This is a genomic window from Flavobacterium piscis (genome assembly GCF_031457575.1).
GTDB classification, from domain to species: domain Bacteria; phylum Bacteroidota; class Bacteroidia; order Flavobacteriales; family Flavobacteriaceae; genus Flavobacterium; species Flavobacterium piscis_A.
The window spans coordinates 212,816-236,440 of the sequence record NZ_JAVDWQ010000002.1 but is presented as its reverse complement, the minus strand read 5'-3'; the positions used below and the strand labels follow the sequence as shown (position 1 = coordinate 236,440).

At 33.3% G+C, this 23,625-nt stretch carries 26 protein-coding genes; 14 read left to right on the top strand and 12 right to left on the bottom strand.

The genetic code is table 11. From position 1 onward, the window contains the following. Positions 1 to 27: 27 nt before the first annotated feature. The 9 genes from ffh to J2W48_RS04020 all read left to right on the top strand — a co-directional run bounded on the left by ffh (position 28) and on the right by J2W48_RS04020 (position 9,329). Positions 28 to 1,380 carry a signal recognition particle protein gene (gene ffh / locus J2W48_RS04060; protein WP_310278455.1) on the top strand — a complete coding sequence of 451 codons (1,353 nt, stop codon included), beginning with the start codon at positions 28 to 30 and terminating at the stop codon, positions 1,378 to 1,380. A 125-nt stretch (positions 1,381 to 1,505) separates the two neighbouring features. Then, positions 1,506 to 2,390, top strand: a complete 885-nt coding sequence (locus J2W48_RS04055) for a bifunctional 5,10-methylenetetrahydrofolate dehydrogenase/5,10-methenyltetrahydrofolate cyclohydrolase (RefSeq protein WP_310278452.1) — start codon at positions 1,506 to 1,508, stop codon at positions 2,388 to 2,390. Positions 2,391 to 2,612: 222 nt separating this feature from the next. Next, on the top strand, positions 2,613 to 3,539 hold the full coding sequence (locus J2W48_RS04050; protein WP_310278450.1) for a magnesium transporter CorA family protein: 927 nt from the start codon (positions 2,613 to 2,615) through the stop codon (positions 3,537 to 3,539). 197 nt (positions 3,540 to 3,736) lie between these two features. Further along, positions 3,737 to 4,351 carry a hypothetical protein gene (locus J2W48_RS04045; RefSeq protein ID WP_310278447.1) on the top strand — a complete coding sequence of 205 codons (615 nt, stop codon included), beginning with the start codon at positions 3,737 to 3,739 and terminating at the stop codon, positions 4,349 to 4,351. A 5-nt stretch (positions 4,352 to 4,356) separates the two neighbouring features. After that, a complete protein-coding gene (locus J2W48_RS04040) occupies positions 4,357 to 4,647 on the top strand; it encodes a winged helix-turn-helix domain-containing protein (protein WP_310278445.1) in 291 nt (96 codons plus the stop codon). A 57-nt stretch (positions 4,648 to 4,704) separates the two neighbouring features. Then, positions 4,705 to 6,093 carry a DUF4153 domain-containing protein gene (locus tag J2W48_RS04035; RefSeq protein ID WP_310278443.1) on the top strand — a complete coding sequence of 463 codons (1,389 nt, stop codon included), beginning with the start codon at positions 4,705 to 4,707 and terminating at the stop codon, positions 6,091 to 6,093. Between the two features lie 245 nt (positions 6,094 to 6,338). Further along, positions 6,339 to 6,809: a hypothetical protein gene (locus J2W48_RS04030; RefSeq protein WP_310278440.1), complete on the top strand. Its 471-nt coding sequence runs from the start codon at positions 6,339 to 6,341 to the stop codon at positions 6,807 to 6,809. 182 nt (positions 6,810 to 6,991) lie between these two features. Next, positions 6,992 to 8,590 (top strand): ATP-binding protein, encoded by a 1,599-nt coding sequence (locus tag J2W48_RS04025; RefSeq protein ID WP_310278437.1) that lies wholly within the window; start codon positions 6,992 to 6,994, stop codon positions 8,588 to 8,590. Beyond that, on the top strand, positions 8,583 to 9,329 hold the full coding sequence (locus J2W48_RS04020; RefSeq protein WP_310278435.1) for a LytR/AlgR family response regulator transcription factor: 747 nt from the start codon (positions 8,583 to 8,585) through the stop codon (positions 9,327 to 9,329). The genes J2W48_RS04025 and J2W48_RS04020 overlap by 8 nt, the downstream gene beginning before the upstream one ends. Before the next feature lie 79 nt (positions 9,330 to 9,408). On the opposite strand, the gene rluF is transcribed toward J2W48_RS04020, so the two are convergent. The 3 genes from rluF to J2W48_RS04005 all read right to left on the bottom strand — a co-directional run bounded on the left by rluF (position 9,409) and on the right by J2W48_RS04005 (position 11,826). Beyond that, positions 9,409 to 10,221 (bottom strand): 23S rRNA pseudouridine(2604) synthase RluF, encoded by an 813-nt coding sequence (gene rluF / locus J2W48_RS04015; RefSeq protein ID WP_310278433.1) that lies wholly within the window; start codon positions 10,219 to 10,221, stop codon positions 9,409 to 9,411. A 96-nt stretch (positions 10,222 to 10,317) separates the two neighbouring features. Then, on the bottom strand, positions 10,318 to 10,665 hold the full coding sequence (locus J2W48_RS04010; RefSeq protein WP_310278430.1) for an antibiotic biosynthesis monooxygenase family protein: 348 nt from the start codon (positions 10,663 to 10,665) through the stop codon (positions 10,318 to 10,320). Positions 10,666 to 10,680: 15 nt separating this feature from the next. Then, positions 10,681 to 11,826 (bottom strand): cytochrome P450, encoded by a 1,146-nt coding sequence (locus tag J2W48_RS04005; RefSeq protein ID WP_310278427.1) that lies wholly within the window; start codon positions 11,824 to 11,826, stop codon positions 10,681 to 10,683. A 71-nt stretch (positions 11,827 to 11,897) separates the two neighbouring features. On the opposite strand from J2W48_RS04005, the gene J2W48_RS04000 reads away from it, so the two are divergent. Continuing rightward, the gene (locus J2W48_RS04000) at positions 11,898 to 12,578 is read left to right on the top strand and encodes an ArsR/SmtB family transcription factor (protein ID WP_310278425.1); all 681 of its coding nucleotides are present in this window, start codon (positions 11,898 to 11,900) and stop codon (positions 12,576 to 12,578) included. Positions 12,579 to 12,635: 57 nt separating this feature from the next. Here the strand turns inward: J2W48_RS04000 and J2W48_RS03995 are convergent, their stop codons facing one another. From J2W48_RS03995 to J2W48_RS03985, 3 genes are all read right to left on the bottom strand, one after another. Beyond that, on the bottom strand, positions 12,636 to 13,496 hold the full coding sequence (locus J2W48_RS03995) for an alpha/beta fold hydrolase (RefSeq protein ID WP_310278422.1): 861 nt from the start codon (positions 13,494 to 13,496) through the stop codon (positions 12,636 to 12,638). A gap of 184 nt (positions 13,497 to 13,680) precedes the next feature. Beyond that, positions 13,681 to 14,460, bottom strand: a complete 780-nt coding sequence (locus tag J2W48_RS03990) for a zinc ribbon domain-containing protein (RefSeq protein WP_310278420.1) — start codon at positions 14,458 to 14,460, stop codon at positions 13,681 to 13,683. A 3-nt stretch (positions 14,461 to 14,463) separates the two neighbouring features. Further along, the gene (locus J2W48_RS03985; protein WP_310279152.1) at positions 14,464 to 15,558 is read right to left on the bottom strand and encodes a Nif3-like dinuclear metal center hexameric protein; all 1,095 of its coding nucleotides are present in this window, start codon (positions 15,556 to 15,558) and stop codon (positions 14,464 to 14,466) included. 148 nt (positions 15,559 to 15,706) lie between these two features. Between J2W48_RS03985 and J2W48_RS03980 the strand changes: the two genes are divergently transcribed. Genes J2W48_RS03980 through lpxK form a run of 3 tightly spaced genes read left to right on the top strand, consistent with a single transcriptional unit; the run spans position 15,707 to position 17,236 of the window. After that, positions 15,707 to 15,964, top strand: coding sequence for a DUF2683 family protein (locus tag J2W48_RS03980; protein WP_310278417.1), 258 nt, complete (start codon positions 15,707 to 15,709; stop codon positions 15,962 to 15,964). After that, entirely contained in the window at positions 15,940 to 16,221 is a 282-nt protein-coding gene (locus J2W48_RS03975; RefSeq protein WP_310278414.1) for a Txe/YoeB family addiction module toxin, read from the top strand. The genes J2W48_RS03980 and J2W48_RS03975 overlap by 25 nt, the downstream gene beginning before the upstream one ends. A gap of 4 nt (positions 16,222 to 16,225) precedes the next feature. Continuing rightward, the gene (gene lpxK, locus J2W48_RS03970; protein ID WP_310278412.1) at positions 16,226 to 17,236 is read left to right on the top strand and encodes a tetraacyldisaccharide 4'-kinase; all 1,011 of its coding nucleotides are present in this window, start codon (positions 16,226 to 16,228) and stop codon (positions 17,234 to 17,236) included. 4 nt (positions 17,237 to 17,240) lie between these two features. On the opposite strand, the gene gap is transcribed toward lpxK, so the two are convergent. Both gap and lipA read right to left on the bottom strand, forming a co-directional pair. Beyond that, a complete protein-coding gene (gene gap / locus J2W48_RS03965; protein WP_310278409.1) occupies positions 17,241 to 18,281 on the bottom strand; it encodes a type I glyceraldehyde-3-phosphate dehydrogenase in 1,041 nt (346 codons plus the stop codon). Between the two features lie 91 nt (positions 18,282 to 18,372). Next, positions 18,373 to 19,239, bottom strand: a complete 867-nt coding sequence (gene lipA / locus J2W48_RS03960; RefSeq protein WP_310278406.1) for a lipoyl synthase — start codon at positions 19,237 to 19,239, stop codon at positions 18,373 to 18,375. A 244-nt stretch (positions 19,240 to 19,483) separates the two neighbouring features. Between lipA and J2W48_RS03955 the strand changes: the two genes are divergently transcribed. Then, positions 19,484 to 20,347, top strand: a complete 864-nt coding sequence (locus J2W48_RS03955; protein ID WP_310278404.1) for a M48 family metalloprotease — start codon at positions 19,484 to 19,486, stop codon at positions 20,345 to 20,347. A 61-nt stretch (positions 20,348 to 20,408) separates the two neighbouring features. On the opposite strand, the gene J2W48_RS03950 is transcribed toward J2W48_RS03955, so the two are convergent. From J2W48_RS03950 to J2W48_RS03935, 4 genes are all read right to left on the bottom strand, one after another. Continuing rightward, entirely contained in the window at positions 20,409 to 20,789 is a 381-nt protein-coding gene (locus tag J2W48_RS03950; RefSeq protein ID WP_310278401.1) for a PH domain-containing protein, read from the bottom strand. A gap of 148 nt (positions 20,790 to 20,937) precedes the next feature. Continuing rightward, entirely contained in the window at positions 20,938 to 21,768 is an 831-nt protein-coding gene (locus J2W48_RS03945; protein WP_310278398.1) for an energy transducer TonB, read from the bottom strand. 158 nt (positions 21,769 to 21,926) lie between these two features. Then, on the bottom strand, positions 21,927 to 22,478 hold the full coding sequence (locus J2W48_RS03940; RefSeq protein ID WP_310278396.1) for an RNA polymerase sigma factor: 552 nt from the start codon (positions 22,476 to 22,478) through the stop codon (positions 21,927 to 21,929). Continuing rightward, a complete protein-coding gene (locus J2W48_RS03935) occupies positions 22,469 to 23,575 on the bottom strand; it encodes a glycosyltransferase (RefSeq protein WP_310278393.1) in 1,107 nt (368 codons plus the stop codon). The genes J2W48_RS03940 and J2W48_RS03935 overlap by 10 nt, the downstream gene beginning before the upstream one ends. Between the last annotated feature and the right edge of the window lie 50 nt (positions 23,576 to 23,625).

Here is a 23,625-nt window from a genome sequence, read left to right as displayed (position 1 = left end):
ATTTGCAACTTCAAAAAAAACAATACTATGTTTGATAATTTAAGTGATAAATTAGATAAAGCGTTCCATATATTAAAAGGACACGGTAAAATTACAGAAGTAAACGTTGCCGATACCTTAAAAGAAGTTCGTCGTGCCTTACTTGATGCCGATGTTAACTTTAAAATTGCTAAAGATTTTACAACAAAAGTAAAAGAAAAAGCAATTGGTCAGGACGTACTTACAACGCTTCAGCCAGGACAATTGTTGGTGAAGCTGGTAAAAGATGAGTTGACAGAATTAATGGGAGGTGATGTTGCAGGAATTAATCTTTCAGGAACTCCTTCAGTTATTTTAATGTCAGGACTGCAAGGTTCTGGTAAAACGACTTTCTCAGGAAAATTAGCGAACTTTCTACAAACAAAGAAAAATAAAAAAGCTCTTTTAGTAGCGTGTGATATCTACCGTCCTGCGGCGATTAACCAGTTACATGTTGTAGGAGACCAAATAGGTGTTGCCGTTTACTCAGAACCGGAAAATAAAAATCCTGTTGAAATTGCTCAAAATGCAATCAAACACGCAAAAGCAAACGGTTTCAATGTAGTGATTGTCGATACGGCTGGTCGTTTGGCAGTAGACAAAGAAATGATGGATGAAATTGCCCGTGTTCATAAAGCAATTCAGCCTCAGGAAACTTTGTTTGTTGTTGATGCCATGACAGGTCAGGATGCTGTAAATACGGCAAAAGCGTTCAACGATATCCTGAATTTTGATGGAGTTATTTTAACAAAATTAGACGGTGATACTCGTGGTGGAGCTGCAATCTCTATTAAATCGGTTGTAAACAAACCAATCAAATTTGTAGGTACAGGCGAGAAGATGGAAGCAATTGATGTTTTCTATCCGGATCGTATGGCCGAGCGTATCTTAGGTATGGGTGACGTTGTGTCGCTTGTAGAAAGAGCGCAGGAACAATTTGATGAAGAAGAAGCCAGAAAACTTCAAAAGAAAATCGCTAAAAACGAATTTGGTTTTGATGATTTCCTAACACAGATTCAACAAGTAAAGAAAATGGGTAATATGAAAGACCTGGTCGGAATGATACCGGGGGCTTCAAAAGCCATGAAAGATGTAGAAATAGAAGATGATGCTTTCAAACACATTGAAGCCATCATCCATTCGATGACACCAATCGAAAGAAGCAAACCTGCCATTATTGACGTAAAAAGGAAGGCCAGAATCGCTAAAGGTTCCGGAACCAAAGTCGAGCAGGTAAATCAGTTAATGAAGCAGTTTGACCAAATGAGCAAAATGATGAAGATGATGCAGGGTCCGGGCGGAAAAAACCTGATGAAAATGATGGGGGGCATGAAAGGAATGCCAGGCGGAATGCCGAGATAATAAAAAAATTAAAAGTTTCAGGTGTCAGATTTCAGGTTTTGAGACTGAAATTTGAAACTTTTTTAATATAACAAATATGAGTTTCAACATGAAACTTGAAACCTGAAACATTTAACTAAAAAAGAATGCAGCTACTAGACGGTAAAAAAACAGCAGAAGATATTAAAAACGAAATTGCAGCCGAAGTTCAATTGATAAAAGATGCGGGAGGAAAAGTACCTCATTTGGCAGCTGTTATTGTTGGTACAAACGGAGCCAGTTTAACTTACGTAGGAAGTAAAGTAAAATCTTGCCAGCAAATTGGCTTTGATTCCACGTTAGTAAGTTTACCGGAAGATATTACAGAAGCTGATTTGTTGGCTAAAATTAAAGAACTGAACGAAGATGACGATCTTGATGGTTTCATCGTTCAGTTGCCACTGCCAAAACATATCGACGAGCAAAAAATCTTATTGGCAATTGATCCTGATAAGGATGTTGATGGTTTTCATCCAACTAACTTTGGGAGAATGGCTCTGGAAATGGAAAGTTTCATTCCTGCAACACCTTTCGGAATCATGCAGTTGTTAGAGCGTTATAAAGTAGAAACTGCAGGAAAACACACTGTTGTTATTGGTAGAAGTCACATTGTAGGCCGACCAATGAGCATCTTAATGAGCCGTAAAGGAAATCCCGGAGATTCAACTGTTACCTTAACACACAGCAGAACAAAGAATATTGAAGAGTTTACAAAAAATGCAGATATCATCATAACAGCTTTAGGAGTTCCAAATTACTTAAAAGCTGATATGGTAAAAGACGGAGTAGTGGTTATTGATGTTGGAATTACAAGAGTGGAGGACGCTTCAAATCCAAAAGGATATGTAATTACAGGTGATGTTGATTTTGATGAAGTAAGCAAAAAATCTTCTTTCATTACACCAGTTCCAGGTGGAGTAGGACCAATGACAATTGCAATGTTGCTTAAAAATACGCTTTTAGCACGCAAAATGAGAAACGCAAGAAAATAATATTTTATAGAATATCAATACAACAAAGCCTATTCAATTGAGTAGGCTTTGTTGTTTTTAATATATAATTAATAATTTAAAGTTTTGGTTCTAAAAAATAAAAGATACTTTTGCCACACTTTTAAAAAAACTTCTCCAAATGGACGATTATTATTCGTTAGTATTAAATTAAAGTAGCTTTTGAAAATTTCAAAATGCTATGATAAAACCATTAATTTTGAAATGAAAGCCTTTTACACAAACAACAACGGATTAACAGAAATCTCAAAATGGACTCCAAACTGCTGGATTAATATTGAATCTCCAACAGCAGCAGAAAAAGCATATTTGCTGGATGAACTTCTGATTCCCGAAGCATTTTACAACGACATTGAGGATATCGACGAAAGACCTCGTATTGAGATCGAAGAGGACTGGACATTGATTATAATGCGTGTTCCTATAAAAAGTGACGATGTTAAACTCCCTTTTCAGACCGTTCCGCTTGGTTTAATTTTTAAAGACGACATTTGCGTTACCATCACTTTTTATAAAACAGAAATCATTGCTGATTTTGTGCTGTATACGCAACGTAAAAATATCGAAATCAAAGACAACCCTGATTTGGTTTTACGATTGCTCCTGTCATCAAGTGTCTGGTATTTAAAGTATTTGAAACAAGTCAATCAAAAGATAAAACTGGCTGAAGATAATTTAGAGAAATCGATCAAAAATGAAGAATTACAGGCATTGCTTCAAATCGAAAAATGTCTGGTGTTTTTTATTACCTCATTAAAAGGGAATGATGTTTTATTCCATCGAATTAAAAACTTAAAAGCACATAAAGCAAATTATGATTTTGACTTGTTAGAAGATGTTGAAATCGAATTAAGTCAGGCACAGGATACGGCTAATATTTACAGCAATATCCTGACAGGGATGATGGATGCATATGCTTCGGTAATTTCGAATAATATGAATAATATCATGAAGCAAATGACTTCTATTTCTATTATTTTAATGATCCCTACTTTGATAGCCAGTTTATATGGTATGAATGTTCCCAATGGTTTGGAAGAAAGTAAATATGGCATTTGGATTCTTCTGTTTATTTCAGTTGTATTATCCGCTTTTGGGGTGTTTTTGTTTAAACGAAGAAGATGGTTCTGATATAAAGATTAGATTTAGAAATTATATAAAAAACAATAAAGCTCATTCGGTAGAACGAACTTTATTGTTTTTTATGAGTTCCAGCAAGGCTCCCAAAACCTTGTTGGCATTAATTGGTGGTTTATTGAATAAAAATTTCATTTTTTGTTTGTCATCTCAAAATAAAACATAACTTTGCATCTCAAAGTACTTTAATTATGAATCAGAAGCACCAGGAAGATTTAGCACATATCCGTTCCATGATGGAGCGTTCTTCAAGATTTATATCCCTAAGTGGACTCTCCGGGGTTTTTGCAGGACTCTCTGCCTTAATTGGGGGATTATATGTTTATCAATTATTCAAATCAAATGGACTGGAATACTTTAATGGTGAACATAAATTGTATTCTGCAAATCTCGTTTTTGAATTGTTTGCCACAGGTCTTGTTATCTTAGCTTTTGCGTTTACATTCGGTCTCCTTTTTACCATCAGAAAGAGCAGAAAATATAATTTGCCTGTGTGGACATCGGCTACCAAAAATATGCTATTGAATCTCGCAATTCCATTGGCGGTTGGTGGTATTTTTTGCCTGGCACTTTTGTACCATCAGATATATGTTCTGATTGCGCCAGCTACGTTATTATTTTACGGATTAGCACTTATAAATGCTGAAAAATATACTTTTTCAGATATAAAATATTTAGGGTATTGCCAGTTAATTTTGGGATGTTTTTCTCTTTTTTATCTGGGCTATGGTTTGGTTTTTTGGATTATTGGCTTTGGTATTTTGCATATCTTATACGGATTAGTGATGTTCAAAAAATATAAATAGCCTACATGGGAATTATCGATAAATTAAATAAAGATTTTGAAAGCCGTGTCAGATTGGGAATTATGTCCATTCTGATGGTGAATGAATGGGTCGATTTTACTGAGATGAAAACATTGTTAGGCATCACAGACGGTAATTTAGCCAGCCATTCATCAGCTCTGGAAAAATCGGAATACATTGAAGTAAAGAAAGAGTTTGTGGGGAAAAAACCAAGGACATCCTATAAAGTTTCGGACAAAGGACGCGCGGCCTTTAAAGAACACTTATCCTACCTTGAAAAATTAATGAAATCTTAATAACCAAATTTTTTTGTCTAATTACTTTGAAAAACAAAGTACTTTTAATTTGAAACAATGAAAAAACTACATTTTATTTTAGCCAGCAGTTTAATTTTCACACTGCTTTTTTACAACGAGGAATTAGGTGTTAACTTAGCTATTTTCGGAATAGTGCTAACCGCCACGATTTGTTATTTCTTCCAGGATCGGTTTACCAGTCGCTCACATTTAATTTTAGTAGTTACATCGGTCCTGTCTTGTCTCGCTTTTGCCTGGTACGGCGATGTTGCATCGTTTTTAGCGTTAGTATTCTCAGTTATCTTTTTACAATTTAAAACTCAGGAGCCTAAGCTGAAACTGTTACAGGCATTTCCGTTAATAATCGTAAACGGAATTGCTTCATTGGGGAGAATATTAATGTTTAGTCAATACCTTCCAAAAAGAAAAGTAAACAATGGTTTTGCTAAAAAGCTGATAGCCTACTTTATTATTCCGGTTATGTTTTTGGGACTGTTTTTTATTGTTTATTCTTTCGGAAGTGACCATTTTTCATCCTTGTTTACTGATTATTATTTAGATATTGATATCTGGCAGCTTATCGTAATTACAGGCTTAGGATTTTATATATCATTCACTTTTTGGAATTATTGGATTCCTGAAGTTTGTTATGAAAAAAATCAAATACTGGATAATGATTTTAGTGAAGATGCTAAAACACAAAATCAAAGTTCATTTTCGTTTCTTGATATTGATTTTGAAAGAAAAAGCGGTGAGATCACCTTGTTTCTTTTAAATGCATTGCTGTTAATTTTTATTGTCACGTATAATTATGAACAGTTTTTCGAAACTATCAAAAAAACAAATTTAAGTGCTGATACGCACGAAAGGGTAAATGCAGTTATTTTTTCAATCGTAATGGCGGTGGGTGTGATTTTGTTTTACTTCAAAGGCGGATTTAATTTTGATGAAAAAGCTGTTCAGTTAAAAAGACTGGCCAAAATCTGGATTTTCTTAAATGGCGTTTTGATTGTAAGCACGATTATTAAAAATTCAGAATATGTTTCATTTTTCGGTTTGACATATAAACGTTTAGGAGTGTATGCCTTTTTAATTCTGGCAATTATTGGTCTGGTTTACGCTTTCTTGAAAATTGTAAGACAGAAAACAAATGCCTATCTGGTAAATCAAATGGTTTGGTATTTTTATGGAACCGTTTTATTATGCAGTTATGTCAATTGGGGAAATCTGATTACCAATTATAATATTTCAGTGAATAAAGGCATAGAACCAGGTTTTTTGAGTGATTTGAATTTTAATGATGAAACCCGCCGTGAATACTTTTTGCAAAATAAAATTCAGGAGAGTAAGACTGAGTTAAACAGAGAAAATAATATTTATATGTATCAGGAAAAAACGTTTTTATCTAAACCTTTGTATTATGAGTTTTTGAAAAATAAAAAATAAGCGATCAATCCAAATCTTATTCTTTTCAGAGTAGGATTTTTTTTATAAATGCATTTGTCTCTAGAAAGCAGCCTATTTTTTTAACGTTAAAAAGTAGATATTATCGATAATGAACATTGAAATAAAAGTTATTAAGAAATACTTTGTTATATTTGATTGCTAAAAAAATATTTGTGTGTTTTTGAATAGAATATTTTAAAAGCATAAATAACTAATAATTTTTAACCTTTAAAAACAAATAAACCATGGAAAAAACTACCTTAAAATCGCCTGTTGAAACTATTAATCCTCCTGGAATTGAAATTATCGATGATAAAGTTTATTCTTCAGTAGGAAGTGTCTCATTTCCTAAAAGAAAGTCGGAAGGAATTTTGGCCCCTTACGTTGAGGCTTATTACAATGCTGAAAAGAATACTCTTACAGCAAGAGCAGTTGTGTATGTTGATGTAAATGCTTTAGAAAATGAAATTTTCGTTTGCTCAATCTATCAAAATTCTTATGTTGATATAGATGGAAAGGCTCAATTACAGTTTTTTATTGCTTATGATATGCCTGAAAAAATATCAAAAGACTTTACTATTTATGAGATTGATTTTCATGCAAAGCAAAATATTTTCCCAGGAAAACTTTCAGATATAAAAACCATTCAAACTTTCCTTTGGGATGTAGATCCGGTAGCATCAAGAGGTACTGTGACTACTGTACAAGCAAATTAAAGCAGTATTATTGAGTTCATCCATTTTAAATAGTATATACAATGATTAAAAATAATTTTTTCGTTGTTTTGATATTGATATGTTATCCTTCTATTCTTTTTTCTCAGCTAAGATCCAGTGATGATTTACTTAAGTTTGAAGTAGAAAAGGCAACAAGAAAATTTAATAAGGAAATCAATTTTATGAAGACCCAATTATTTTTTTTTGAGAATAATTGGGATTCTACTTTAGTATATTCTGCTAAACAGCTAAGTAAAAACAGAACTATAGAATTAAGTGACTATTGCCATTATTTTAGAGCAATAAGTTTTACAAATAAAAAACTTTTGCATCAGGCTAAAAAAGAATTTAATAAAATATCTAAGAATTTTAGATTTTATTATAAAGTGAAATTTTCTTTGGGTGAAATAGCATTAAGTCAGAGGGAGTTTAAAAATGCACTTCAGTATTTTCGAGAGATTGAAGATTTACCTAATAACATTATTTATATTTATAAAAAGAGTACTGTAATTCATAATATTGGATTATGTTATTTGCATCTAAATAAATTTGATAAGGCTGAAGAATATTTGTTTAAAAGTAAAAGAATCCAGGAATCTGAAAAAGATACCATGTTGCTGATTGGATCTTATATGGATATTGCGACTTTGTATTATGAACAATATAAAGACAATCAAGCGATTCCCTATTTTGAAAAAGCATATTATCTTTCTAAAAAAGTAAAACCAGTAGAGTTAAAACAGACAGCCGCCATAAATATGTCTGTTGTTGAAGAAAACAGAAAAAATTATCAAGCGGCATTAGTCTACAGAAAAGAATACGAAGCCTGGAAAGATTCCTTAAACGATCAAAACAAGGTCTGGGCAATTGCAGATCTTGAAAAGAAATTTGCAGTAAAACAAAAACAAAAAGAAGTCAACGTTCTGGCTGCCGAGAATAAAGCAAAAATAGCCGAAAGAAATGGGTTTCTCATTTCTTCGGTTTTATTGCTTATCATGTTTGGTGCCGGGGTTTATTTTTACAGGCAAAAAATTAAAAACAACAGGATAATCTTAGCACAAAAGAATCAGCTCGATGAATTGAATGCGACAAAAGATAAATTGTTTTCCATCGTCAGTCATGATTTACGATCGTCTGTAAATGCTTTAAAAGTGAGTAATAGTAAACTTTTAGACAATTTGGAGAGTAAAAACTACACAGAACTCGATGTTTTACTGCACAAAAACAGTTCAATTGCCAGCGGTGCTTATAATTTACTGGACAATTTGCTTAACTGGGCATTGTTGCAAACCCAGCAAGCCTATTTTTATCAGGAGTCATTGCATCTGGCCAGTATTGTGCAACATGTAGAATACAATTATAAGCCCTTGATGTTAAATAAAAACATCAATTTTAAAAACGATGTTGCTGTAGCAGATTATGTATTTGCCGATTTGGATTCGCTTAAAATAGTGATCCGAAACCTGTTAGATAATGCTATTAAATTCTCTCAGGAAAATGGAACGATTTCTATTTATACACGACCGTCATCTGAGGATTTTTGTTATTTGGTTATTGAAGACACCGGATTAGGAATGAATGCATCAACCAGAGAAGAATTATTAAAAGATACTATTCTGCTTTCCAGAAAAAAAAATGACGACGCAATAGGAACCGGATTAGGGCTGCAGTTGTGTAAAAGCATGATTCATAAAAACGGCGGCAAACTTGATATAGAGAGCGAAGAAAATGTTGGGACTAAAATAATTATAGCTTTACCAAAGTTTAAAAACCATGGATAATATAAATGTATTGATTGTCGAAGATACACCTGCAGAAAGTGATGCACTCATAAAAGTGTTTACCGAAAATAATTATAATGTTGTCGGAGTTGCCACTACTCATAATGAAGCGCTGACATTGTTCTATCAAAATGATGTTGATATTATAGTAATTGATGTTTTTCTGGATGGAAAACCAGACGGAATTACTTTTGCGGAGACCATCAATATTGTTCCCAACGGATTAAAACCATTTGTTTTTTTAACCAGTTCTAAAGATCGCCAGATTTTTGAAAGAGCAAAACTGACAAGACCTTTTAGTTTTTTATTAAAACCCTTTAATGAACTTGAAATTTTATATGCGCTGGAAATGGCCGTAGAGAAATTCTATGAACAAACAAATGTTTTTCACAGTAAAGACCAAAACACGGTTATAAGCAATGATTCTCTTTTTATTAAAAAAAACAAGGCCTTGAAGAAAGTACGAATTCAGGATATTGTTTACATCGAGGTGGAAGATCGATATTGTAATATTATTACCGAAGCCGAAAAATTTGTCATTTTAATATCATTGACCAAAATTATTCAGCTTCTGGATCCGGTAAAGTTTTTTCAGACACATCGAAACTATATTGTAAATGCAAGTAAAATAAAAGAAATAATCGTAAATGATAATTTGGTCATTTTAAAAGGAAATCATAAGGTTACATTGAGCGATAAATACAAAGATTTTGTTAAAAACTTCCGCATTTTAAAGTAAATTATTTTACGCTCAGAAATATAAATGAGCTAAAAAACCCTTCTGATTCCTGAAGGATTTTTTAGTTTTAATATAAGAATCAATAATCACCTTTTTTCTTAAATCGTGGATCATGTTCTGAAATAAATTCGGTTCTGCGTTTGGGGGCTTCTGCTTTGGGTAAGCTGGCTTCTTCGGTTTTGCTCGAAGGTTCGATTAATTCGTTTAATTCTTTGATCTCAGCATCAGTCAAATCACGATAACGGCCAACTGGAATATCAAGCGAAATATTAATAATCCGGATACGCTTTAAGGCCGTAACTTCATAACCCAGATATTCACACATTCTACGAATCTGACGATTCAATCCTTGCGTTAAAATAATTTTAAAAATGTTTTTGCTAATTTGCTCTACTTTACATTTTCGGGTAACAGTGTCCAAAATAGGGATACCATTTCCCATTCGTTGTATAAAACGATCAGTGATTGGCTTGTTAACCGTTACCGTATATTCTTTTTCGTGATTGTTTCTGGCGCGTAAAATCTTATTTACAATATCACCGTCATTCGTCATAAAAATTAATCCTTCACTGGCTTTATCCAATCTTCCAATCGGGAAAATGCGTTTTGGGTAATTAATATAATCGACAATATTGTTTCGAACTTCCAGATTAGTAGTGCATTCAATTCCAACAGGTTTGTTGAAAGCCAGATACACCATTTTTTCATGTTTCTCTACAATTAATTTTCCGTCTATGCGTATTTCATCATTCGGAGAAACTTTAGTTCCCATTTCAGGAACAACACCATTTATTGTTACGCGTCCTTCTTCAATCAATTTATCGGCTTCACGACGAGAACAGTAACCTGTTTCACCAATAAATTTATTAAGACGTTTTAAATTCTCTTCCATACCGCAAAAGTAGTCAAAATTTAGACTTCTTAGATTGTTAGGCTTCTTAGATTGTTAGATAATTCGTTGAGCACAGTGTTTAAGATTACATTGCTTCTATTTATCATGGAATCCTGTACTGTCTTTTGGGGTTTCTTTTCGGTCGGACATACCATAATCCCGAACTACAGTAGCAATTCTTAAATGATACTCTTTAAAAATTTCATTCCGCCCTTTTGCCTGTGCATAGCGATGCCTTTCGAGATTTCTCCATTGCCGGATACTTTCTTCATCTTTCCAAAAAGACAATGATAAAATTTTTTCGGGATCATTGAAGCTTTGAAATCTTTCTATAGAGATAAAACCTTCTATATTGTCTAATTCCGGTTTTAAACTTGTGGCAATATCGAGGTATTCTCCTTTTTTTCCTTCATTAGGTATAACTTCAAAAATTACGGCTATCATAGTGATGTATTTTAATTAGTGTATAGAAATCCAGATGTTTTTTGGTAATCTGGCGTTGATCATAGGTTCGTATTGAATGTTGTTTTCTAAAACTTTTATCGTTTTATATTCTTCAAATAAAAACCATAAAGCTTCTGTTGCTAAATGAATCGAAAAATGTTTCGCCAGACACATATGACCACCAATTCCGAAAGTTAGATTTTCATTATTGTTAGTTCTTTCAATATCAAAATCCAAAGCATTGTGAAACTTTTCAGGATCACGATTTGCGGATGCCAGTACAATTAATATCGAATCATTTTTTTTAATGAGGCTTTCGCCGATGATAAAATCTTTAGCAGCAATTCTTCTTGTATTATGAATTGGCGGATCAAACCGCAAAGTTTCTATAATTGATTTTTCTATGTGAATTTTATCTGAAGTATTTTTATTTTGGAGAATTTGTAATAACGAATTACTCAGGATTCCACGACCGGCATCAAAACCCTGAATAAAAAAACCAATTAAATTACTAATAACAATTGGAATAATTTGATCGAATTGCATATTGTGTTCTTCCGAAATTTGTACTAATAAAGGTTTATAAAATGATAAAGAATATAAATGTTTTTCAACTATGAAATATATTTCTTCTGAATTCTGATTGATTAAGGTCACTTGCCTTTCGGTTTTATTCGGAAGCATTATTTTGACGAAAGATTCGATTTTCTCCAAAATATAAGCACCATCATCTTCATCAAAACCAAAACTTTTTAGAATAATAAGAATCGGCAGTTTTTTAGAAACAGAATTTACCCAATCAATTTTATTTTCGATTAAATCATTTTGAATTAATTGAGAAATGAGTGTATTGATAGGAACAGATTTCATATTTAATAACAACATCGCGATTTCTCTTGCTATTGTATGCTGAATCCCATTTGTCAATCGGGTCAGATTATTTAAAATATCTAAAGCGTACTGATTTAGGTTTTGCTGGTTGTCTGGATTTACAATTGGAATCCGGGTGTTAGGGTTTTTTAGAATTGAAATACAGTCTTCATAAGAATAAATTGCCCATATTTTATTCATTTCATCCCAATAAACAGGATTTTTTTCTAACATCGATTTATATACCGAATAAGGATCGCAAACGTCAGACTGAAGGAATAAAGCAGACATATCAATTTTTTGCCAAAGTTATTTAACTTTACAAAGAAACACTTCATTCTGTACTTAACTATAAAATCCAAATGGAAGATCAATTTATAAAAACTGCGTCGTTAATTGGCGACCCGACACGCGCATCAATTTTATGGACTTTATTAGATGGAAGGGCTTTTACGGCAACAGAATTAGCTGTTATTGCCAACACTTCTCCGCAAAACATAAGCATGCATTTAGGAAAACTTCTGGAGGCTAGTTTGCTTTGTGTGGAAAAACAAGGTCGTCATAAATATTACAGGTTTTCGAACAAGGATGTTGCGTATGCAGTTGAAGCCATAATAAATCTTATTCCAAAGCCTGAAGTTTCTTCAAAAAGTAAAACAGAAAATTATCCTCCAATAAAATTCTGCAGAAGTTGTTACGATCATTTAGCCGGAAAAATTGGTGTCGCTGTAACTGATAATTTATTGGAACAAAAAATATTTATCGAAAGGAATAATACTTTTGAAATAAGCCGCAAAGGAGAAAAATGGTTTTCAGATTTTGGAATTGATTTAAAAGAAGCCCAAAAGCAAAAAAGAATGTTCTTAAAACCTTGCCTGGATTGGAGCGAAAGAAGAAACCATATTGCAGGTTCAATAGGAACATTACTGTTCCATAAGATGCTCGATGAGGATTGGATCAGAAGAACAACAAATTCAAGAGCAATTACTATAACAGGTAAAGGCGAGAAAGAATTGTTGAGGTATTTTAAAATAGTTGTTTAATCATCTTCTATTTTAGTTCCGGGTTTCTCAAAATTTCACAGGAAAACCTGTATGGGATTAAACTTTGTCTGCAGCAAACAAAAAATCAATTACTTTCTGGTACAATTCATCATCGTGCATGCCGTGCCCCAAACCTTTGGTTTCTATAAACTGGCTGTTTTTCCAATTACTGACGATTTTTTTGCCTTCTTCAAAAGAAACAATATCATCTGAAGTGTCATGTACTACCAATCCGGAAATGTTAAATTCTGAAGCGAATTTTTGCCCGGAGAAATCTTCGAGTTTAAAATTGAAACGACTAGCAAATTTGCTTTCTAAAAGTGAAAACATTTTGGTGTTTAAACTTAGCATCGCAATATAATTGTCAATTAAGGTTTTTAAATCTGATGGTGCCCCAAGAATTACCATTTTACTAATACTTGTATTTGGAAATAAATATTGATGATAAACGCAGGCTGCACCGCCAATAGAGTGGCCAATGATAATAGTGGGCTGATATTTTTCTACTGCCTTGTTGATGAACTCGGCATAAAGCGGAACATTAAATTCCTTACCGCTGCTTTGACCGTGAGCAGGGGCGTCAATGGCAATTATGGTACTTCCGGATTTTTGAAGATGAGGCAAGGTTTTTTTCCAGCGCGAAGCATTACTTTCCCAACCGTGCACGAGTAAAATTTTCGTATCATTTCCTTTCCATACATAAGTTTGAAAATGATGCTCATTATGATGAAACGTTTCTGTTTCTGTATTTTTCAGAATTTTAGGAAGACTCTCTTTCTGTAACCGGCCAATTCGGGGTTGACTGAAAAGCGCATACGAAAGAGCTACGGCTTTTTGCGGACGTACATAACTGAGGAAGTTGATATATTGTCCAACCGATTTTAATGTAATAAAACGAATTCCTTTTTTAAGTCCCAAAACGTAATTTTTTTAAAGGTAAAGAATGATTGGTAAACCAGCTAAAAAAGTTTTGCCATAGATTAAATAGATTATCAAAGATTCTAAATTACTCAAATTCTGAGATGAAATCCTTTATGAATCTTTTAATCTATGGCAAAAATAATGATAAAAAAAAGTCCCGATAAACATCGGGACAATTTATTTAGATATTTGAGAACAACTGTTCCATTTTTTCTTTCTCTTCATCAGCAAGTACACTGTCAACCAGGATTCTTCCTGAATGCTCATCAGTGATAATTTTCTTTCTGGAAGCAATTTCTACCTGCGTTTGTGGCGGAATCGTAAAGAAAGATCCTGCAGAAGCTCCTCTTTCAATAGATACTACAGCTAAACCATTACGAACACTGCTTCTGATTCTGTTATAAGCAGCTAATAATCTCGCTTCAATCTGTGCAGAGTATTCAGCTGATTTCTCAGTCAGGAAGATTTCTTCCTTTTGAGTTTCAGCCATAATAGCATCTAACTCAGATTTTTTATGTTTAAGATGCGTGCTTTTAGCTTCTAATTTTTCTTTTAAATTAGAAATCACCTCTTTTTTATGTTCGATAGAAGCTTTCATTTCTTTGATTTGCTTTTCAGCCAATTGAATTTCTAATTCCTGAAATTCAACCTCTTTTGTCAACGAATTAAATTCTCTGTTATTACGAACTGATTCTTGTTGTTTTGTGTATTTTTTGATGACTTCTTTGTGTTCATCAATAGCGTTTTTCTTAGATTTAATAAGATCCTCAACCACTTCAAGTTCACTTTTCAGTTTTTCTGAACGCGTGCTTAAACCTGCAACTTCATCTTCTAAATCTTCAACTTCTAATGGAAGTTCTCCTCTTACGTTTCTGATTTCGTCAATTCTGGAGTCAATAAGCTGTAAATCGTAAATTGCTCTTAACTTGTCCTCAACACTTAATTCTTTCGTATTCGCCATATTCTATAAGTACTTAACTGGATTTGTATTTTCTTCTGATAAAATGATGGCAAAATTAAGGATTTTTTTCTGAAGATAATCAACAATATAGTTTTTTGTATAGCGTTCGCTCTCAAAATGACCAATATCGGCTAAAAGTAACTTGTTTTCGGCTTCATAAAACTGATGGTATTTTAAATCGGCAGTCAAAAATGCATCTGCTCCGGCCATAATTGCATTTTTGATAGCGAAACTTCCTGATCCGCCCAAAACGGCAACTTTTATTATTTTTTTTCCTGTAAAGGCTGAATGGCGGATTCCATCAGCTTCCATTTTATTTTTCACGAAAGTGAGAAATTCTTTTTCATCCATTTCACAAGGAAGTTCCCCAATCATTCCTAAACCAATATTCTGATGAGAATTTTGAAGATCATAAATTTCATAAGCGACTTCTTCGTAAATATGATTGGCAAAAAGCGCTTTTAAAATTTTAGATTGTAAGTGTTTCTCAAAAATAACTTCAATTTTTATTTCGGTTCCGGTGTGTAATTTACCTTTTTCTCCAATTACAGGGTTGCTGTCTTCATTTCCTTCAAAAGTAAAAAAGCCTTCTGTGTTAAAACTACAATTGTCATAGTTGCCAATTCTTCCGGCACCGGCTTCAAATAAAGCATTTCGAACTTTTTCAGAATTATCCGGAACGGTATAAGTCACTAATTTTTGAATGAAATTCTGTTTCGGAATTAAAATCTTAGTATTTAATAAGCCCAGGGCATCACAGAAGATTTTATTTACTCCCTGTGAATGATTGTCTAAAGCAGTGTGAACAGCATAAATTGCAATATCGTTCCTGATGGCTTTTAAAATTGCCCGTTCAACATAATTTTTGCCTGTGATTTTTTTGATTCCGGAGAATAAGATAGGGTGAAAACAAACTACCAAATTGCAGTTTTTGGCAATGGCTTCGTCAATAACATTTTCCAACGCATCGTGGCAAACCAAAACTCCTGTACTTTCAGTTTCAGAATTTCCGACTAAAAGGCCAACGTTGTCAAAATCTTCGGCGTAAGCCAAAGGAGCCATTTCTTCGAGCGCTGCGATTATGTCTTTAATTTTTATCATTTATTTTTGATTATTTCAATACAAATTAACGAATTAACTTTGAAAATTTATGATTCTTTGAAAGGCGATTTTTTAATATGATATTTTCGTACTATTCATACTAATAGTACGATTTTCGTATATTTGTATTTCAAAATCAATAATCATGACTACAATAACCATAAAAATCAATGAGCGTACCAAAACAGGAAAAGCCTTTATGGCGCTCTTGTCTGAAGCATTTACTAAAGGTGATGATGGTGTAGAGATTGTCGAAACGGATTCGAAAAAATTAAAAAAGGAAAAAAGTATATATAGCCCTGAATTTATTGCGAAAATTAAAAAAGCAGAAAAAAACATTAAAAATGGCGAAACTACAACGCTGAATCCAGATGATATATGGGGAAGTTTAGGGTTGAAGTAACTAAAACCGCAAATAAAGATATTGAAAAACATATAAAATCAGGTAATAAAATTTCAATTAATAATATTGCTAAAATTTTAATTGATCTTGGTAAAAATCCTTATGAGGGTTTTGGAAATCCAGAGCCATTGAAATTTGAATATTCAGGATTCTGGTCAAGACGAATCAATCAAAAAGACCGATTAATTTATAAGGTAGAAGAAGAAATTGTAACCGTTTTTGTTGTTTCAGTAATGGGGCATTATTCTGATAAATAACTTTATGAACTTACTTCGAAAAACACTTTTTCCATTTGCCATTTTATATGGGTTCATTACTACAATTCGGAATTTTCTTTTTGATAAAGGAATTCTGAAATCTACTGCATTTGATATTCCGGTTATTGCGGTTGGGAATTTAAGTGTTGGCGGAACAGGCAAAACGCCTCAAATTGAATATCTGATTCGACTCTTATCGGATAAATATAAAATTGCGACTTTAAGCCGTGGTTACAAACGTAAGTCCTTAGGTTTTGTTTTGGCAGATTCAACTTCAAATGCCGAAATTTTAGGAGATGAACCTTTTCAGTTTTATCAAAAATTTCCAAATATTCAGGTGGCTGTTGATGCCAATCGAATTAATGGAATCACTCAATTGCTTTCACAAAATGAAAAACCTGGTATAATTTTACTCGATGATGCTTACCAGCACCGAAAAGTAAAGGCTGGTTTTTATATTTTGCTTACATCTTACGGTGATTTGTATGCTGATGATTTTATGCTGCCAACTGGAAATTTACGTGAAAGCAGGAGTGGAGCTAATCGGGCCAATATCGTTATTGTAACTAAATGTTCCAGGAATTTGTCTGATGAAGAGCAGGATAGAATTCGAAGAAAGCTAAAATTAAATACAGATCAGGAATTGTATTTTACTTTTATAGATTACGACAATGCCATTTATGGTAAAAATGAAAAAATAGATGTTGCCGAAATTAAGTCAGAGCCTAAATTACTTTTGGTCGGAATTGCAAAACCAGCGCCATTTTTCGATTATTTAAAAAATAAAAATGATGAATGCCTGACTTTTCCGGATCACCATCATTTTTCTGAAGCCGATTTAGATTCGATTGAGAATAAAGCCCAAGGGAGAAAAATTATTACGACCGAAAAGGATTATGTTCGTTTAAAAGATTCTAAATTGGTTGCTGAATTGTATTATCTGCCCATAAAAAGCAGGTTTGTCAATCAGCAACAAAATTTCGATGCGGCTATTTTAGAATATGTAAAGATTTAATAATTTAAAGTACAGTTTCGTAAGGTGTATGTTCAGAATTTTGAGTATTTATCCTTACTGAAAGCAAGATCAAATCGATAAGTCGTGATGAATATCCTATTTCATTATCATACCATCCTACAACTTTAACCATTTTATCAATTACTGAGGTAAGTTGGGAATCAAACAGGCATGAATTTCTATTGCCAATAATATCAACAGAAACAATAGGATCTTCCGTATAATCCAAAATCCCTTTCAAATTGGTTTTTGAAGCTGTTTCAAATGCCTTGTTGATTTCTTCAATTGTTACGGCTCGTTTTACATTGAAGGTAATATCTGTTAATGAACCGTCCGGAACAGGAACGCGGATACCGCAACCTCCAATTTTGTCAACGAGTTTAGGGAAAATCTTAGTCAGGGCTTTTGCAGCTCCGGTAGTTGTAGGAACAATAGATTGGCTGGCTCCTCTTGCTCTTCGTAAATCCTTATGCGGCTGATCATGTAAACTTTGATCGGTAGTGTAAGAGTGGATAGTGGTAATGTATGCTTGTTCAATGCCACACAATTCATCAATAATTTTGATCATTGGAGCTGCATTATTGGTAGTACAGCTTGCATTGGATATAATAGTTTCAGTACCGTCAAGAATGGATTCATTAACGCCTAAAACTACTGTCTTGATGATTTCAACTTCTGATGGAGCCGAAAGAATTACTTTTTTTGCACCGGCAATAATGTGAGCGTTTAACTCTTCGTAAGTTTTATATTTTCCTGTAGCTTCTATTACAAAATCGATGTTGTGAACTTTCCAGTTTAAGTCTGGAATATTTTTTTCGTGGAAGAATAAAAAAGAATTGCCATCTACAATAATTCCTTCATCATTGTAGCTTACCGGAAAAGGCAATACACCATGAATACTGTCATATTTTATCAAATGCGACATGGTTTTTGTATCGGCAATATCGTTTATGGCAACGACTTCGATTTCTGGATGATTTAAAAGCAATCGAAATAAATTTCGACCAATTCTTCCGAAACCATTTATAGCAACTCTTGTTTTCAAGTCTTAATGTTTATTTGTTTAATCGTTTTAACTGTTTGTTTATTTTATCATTTTGACGATTAAACGAATAAACAGCTTAACAAATAGCCTTTTATAAAATATGTTTTTGGGCTTTGTAAGAAGAACGAACCAATGGGCCGCTTTCTACATGACGAAAACCTAGTTCAAGACCAAATTTTTCATATTTGGCAAATTGATCAGGGGTAATAAATTCTTTTACCGGTAAATGTTTTTTACTTGGCTGTAGATACTGACCAATAGTTACTACATCAACATTGACATTTCGTAAATCAGTCATGGTTTGAAAAACTTCATCTTCCGTTTCTCCAAGGCCTAACATAATTCCTGATTTGGTCCTGTTAATTCCTTTCTCTTTCAAATAACGTAAAACTTCAAGACTACGATCGTATTTTGCCTGAATTCGGACTTCGCGTGTTAAACGGCGAACAGTTTCCATGTTGTGGGAAACAACTTCAGGATTAGCTTCAATAATCCGATCCAGGTTTCTTTCGATTCCCTGAAAATCAGGGATTAAAGTTTCAAGAGTAGTATTGGGATTCATTCTGCGGATTGCTTTTACAGTTTCAATCCAGATAATAGAACCACCGTCTTTTAAATCATCTCTGTCAACACTGGTAATTACCGCATGTTTGATATTCATTATTTTTATAGAACGCGCTACTTTTTCTGGTTCGTCCCAATCTACTGTTTCCGGTCTTCCGGTTTTTACACCGCAAAATCCACAAGAACGTGTACATACATTTCCTAAAATCATGAAAGTTGCTGTCCCTTCTCCCCAACATTCTCCCATATTTGGGCAGCTGCCTGAAGTGCAAATTGTATTTAGGCTATATTTATCAACCAAACCACGAAGCTCGGTATATTTTTGTCCAATCGGAAGTTTAACTTTTAACCATTTAGGTTTTGGAGTTGGTATATTTTCAATGACTGTTTCCATATCTCAAAATTCAAAGTGCAAAGATACATAAAGTTGTTTTAAGTTAGCGGTATCTGCGTTTCTTATCTTGTTGGGTTTATGGATTGATTAAGAATAATTTGTTAATTTCATAGCCTGAATTCGATACTGATTTGGATAAGGGAATGATATAATAGTTTTTTAACAATTGAAAACAAATAATATTAATTTTATTTATCTTTTTAGTTCTAAGTATATTTGTGTTGTCAATTTAAATCAAAAATAAATGAAAAATAAATTTATAGTTTTAGGAATTTCGCTTGCTTTTTTTAGTGTTGCCAAAATGAATGCCCAAATTAATTTTGGAGAAAAAGCGTTGGGAGCGGTTCAAAAAGGAGTTGCCAGTTTTACTTTAAGCAATGAAGATGCTGCAAAATTATCCAGAGCTGCAGTTGAAAAGATGGATGCTGAACATGAAGTTGCCGGACCAAACGATCCTTATGCCCTAAGACTAAACAGGCTTTTTGGAAAACATACTTCCGGAGAAGGGTATACTTTAAGTTACAAAGTATATAAATTAAAAGAAGTAAATGCATTTGCCACTGCTGATGGAAGCGTTCGTGTATATTCCGGATTAATGGATATTATGGATGATAATGAATTGCTGGCAGTAATTGGTCATGAAATTGGTCATGTTGCGAACAATGATTCAAGAGATGCGATGCGTGCAGCATATCAAAAAGAAGCTTTGATTGATGGTGTTTCTTCCCAGTCAGCTACCGTTGCAACGGTTACAGATAGCCAGTTGGGTAAAATTGGAAGTGCTCTAATTGATAGTAAACATAGTCGTAAACAAGAAACAGAAGCCGATTTGTTTGCGTATGAATTTTTGAAAAAAAATGGTTATAATGTTAATGCTGCAGAGTCTGCTTTTAGAATTTTAGCCAAAATGAGTGAAGGAACACAAGCTTCGTTTATTGATCAAATGATGAGTTCTCATCCGGATTCAAAGAAAAGGGCTGATGATTCAAAGAAAAGAGCTGAACAAGAAGGACTTTACAAGGCCTATGTGCAACAGAAGATTGTAAATACGACTCCTCCGGCTAAAAAAGCACCGGTTAAAAAGACACCGGTTAAAAAGAAAAAATAATTTCTATTGATAAAAATTAACCCGGCAAATTCTGAAACTTGCCGGGTTTTCTATCTGATGATTATCCTAAAACGTGATGTGCCAATACTTTTTGCACTTCATACACATTAACTGATTTGTTGAATTGTTTTATAATGCTGGGCTGAGTCTCACTAGATACCCATATTTTTAATTCGGCATCAAGTTCAAAAGTACCCGCAGTTTCTACACTAAATCGGGTAATACTTTTATATGAAATTGATTTGTATTCTGTTTTACTGCCAGTAAGACCTTGTACATCAACCAGGATTAATCTTTTGTTGGTGAAAATAAACGTGTCCCGGATTAATTTAAAACCCATTTCAATTTCTTCATTGTCAGTTAAAAGTTGTCCGTATTTTTTAAGTAAATCTTCCTGACTAACTGAGCCAGCGTTACCAAGTAGTGCCGAAAATATTCCCATTCTTTTAGATTATTATTTTTAATAATTAATTTTTCCTGGTTAAGGAATGTAAAAGTAATAGTTTTGGAAATAAATTGTTGTTTGTTTAGCTTGGATTTAATAAAAAACCATAAAAAAAGCAGAACCTAAATTCTGCTTTTCATATTTGTTATTCTATTTCCGTTTTTATAGTTATCGGAAGATTGTATGCAGTTCGTACTGGTTTTCCGTCTAATATTCCTGGGGTCCATTTTGTTTTTAATGATTTTAAGACACGTACAGCTTCTTTACCTAATCCGTAACCCGGATCGTTTTTTACTGTAATATCAGTCATTGAACCATCTTTTTCGATTACAAAAGAAACATATACCCTTAACATTCTTTCGGTATCCAATTCAGGGCGGTTGAAATTATTTCCTACGTAAGTATAAAATTTACTCATTCCTCCCGGAAATTCAGGTAACTTATCTAGTGCAGTTGCTAAAACAGGCTCATTACTTGTCCCGGTTGATGGTGCAATATCTCCGTCACCGCCACCAGTAGTTGGTAATACATTAACGCTAGTTCCGTTTCCTGTAGAAGCATTATCTACAATCGGTTTGTTGTCCGTATTCTCTGCAATATTTTGCGTAGCCTGATCAGACGGAACTACAACCGGATTTACTAATTGTTCTGTAATTGATGGTGTTGCAGTTTGTTCAGGCGGAGCAATAGGCTGTGGGTCTTCCGGCAGAATTGTATGCGGACGATTATCAAAGTTTACAACTACAATAGGTTCGTCAATAACCGTGGTGGGCCCTTCTACGATAACAGGTGTTTGAAATTTGCTAATCAAAATTGACACACTGGCCAGGGTTGCTATAAACAGCAATCCGAGAAACAGTGCTGAAAATGATGTTTTTGAACTTTCCTGACGTAATTGATACGCGCCGTACTCTTTGTTTTTGTTCTCGAAAACAAGATTTGTCCATCCGGTTTCGTAAAGGATTAATTTAGACATAGTTAATAGATTTAAAAGGTTAAGTAGTATTAAATCATAAGCAAACGCGATTTTGGTTTAATTAAGAACGAAAACAATTGGAATTATAAATGTATGAATTTGTTGTTTTTTTAAGAGTAAATGTAAAGATATATTGTCTTTTGATTAAAGATAATAAATTATCTATTACGTTCTATGATTTCGGCTAATAATTTTTTAGCACGAAGTAATTTTACTTTTACATTGCTTAGCGGCTCATCGATTTTCAGGGCAATTTCCTGATAGGTCATTTCCTGAAAGTAACGTAATTGAATGACTTCCTGATAATGTGGCTTTAATTCTTTGATGCATTGCAGCAGTCGGGATAAATTTTGTTCCTTAATTAATGCATCTTCAGCAGATGGGGTAGGGTCAGCAATATTGTAAGCTTGTTGGTCTTCGGTATCTGTGATTTCAACAAAAAGAGAAGTTTTCTTTTTACGTAACAAATCAATATAAACGTTTTTTGCAATAGCAATTAGCCAGGTATTAAATTGGAATTCTTTGTTATAAGTAGCAATTTTATCAAAAGCTTTAGAAAAAGTTTCAATTGTAATATCCTCGGCAGTGGTTTCGTTTTCGGTACGTTTTAACATAAATCCGTACACTTCATTCCAATAATAATCTAATAAAAAAGTAAAGGCAATCTGGTCGCCTTTTTTTGCTTTTTCTATTTTAGAATTTATTTCCAATGTGCAGGTTTTGAAAAGAGATTAGTTATAAAGATATTAATTTGGGTGAATATAAGCATGATTTCCACAACAGGAAACCAAACTTTTATATCATTTTCTTTTAATTTTCCGGCAGAAAACCCAACGACAATCCATGCAATGGTATAACGTGTTGCCATTAAAGCCAATACAGCGATCCATTGAAATTGAAATGCCAGTAAAATTATAACTAATAAAAAGAAGAATAATTGCGATGTATAAAATAGACCTAATTGAAGTTTATCAAAAAATTTATAGTGATTTGCTGTAGTAACGTGTCTTCTCTTTTGTGTAAACCATTCTTTATAAGATTTTTTGGGTTTAGAATACGTAAAACTTTCAGGGGTATAAGCAATTGCAATATTGGCTTTATTTGCTGCCTGGTTTACAAAAAGGTCATCATCACCGGAGCGGACCTGTATGTGGTCTATGAAGCCATTCACGTTAAAAAATTCCTCTTTTTTATAGGCTAAATTTCTTCCTACTCCCATATATGGAAATCCTGTTTTAGCCCATGAAAAGTATTGAATAGCTGTAAGAAGGGTTTCAAAACGAATAATCTTGTTCAGTAAAGAACGCTCGATTTTTTCGTGTGCACCATATCCCAAAACAATTGTTTTATTCAATGTAAATTGCGAAGTCATGGCAGTTATCCAGTCTTTTGAGGCTGGATAACAGTCAGCATCAGTAAACAACAAATAATCTTTTCTGGCAGATTTTATTCCTAATGTTAAAGCGTATTTTTTATTACCCCAAAAGGCTTCGTTATTTTTTACTTTTACCAGACGTATATTAGGATACTGATTTTCAAATTGTTCAAAAACTTCCAGGGTTTCGTCGCTTGAGGCATCATCAATTAAGACGATTTCAAAATCAGGATAATTTTGTTCAGCTAATAGCGGAATGTATTTTTTTACGTTTTCTTCTTCATTTTTTGCACAGACAATTACAGAAACCGGAAGTTTATTTGGTGTAATCTCTTGTGGTTTAGCGAAAGCAAACTTCCCAAAAACACCTAAGTAGTAAAAAATTTGTATGAATACAATAGCAATAAAGAAGTAAAGTAAAAATATAAGCATATGTTTTAATGTCTTTTAATTTCTGAATCTTGCGAGTGCAAATGTAATTA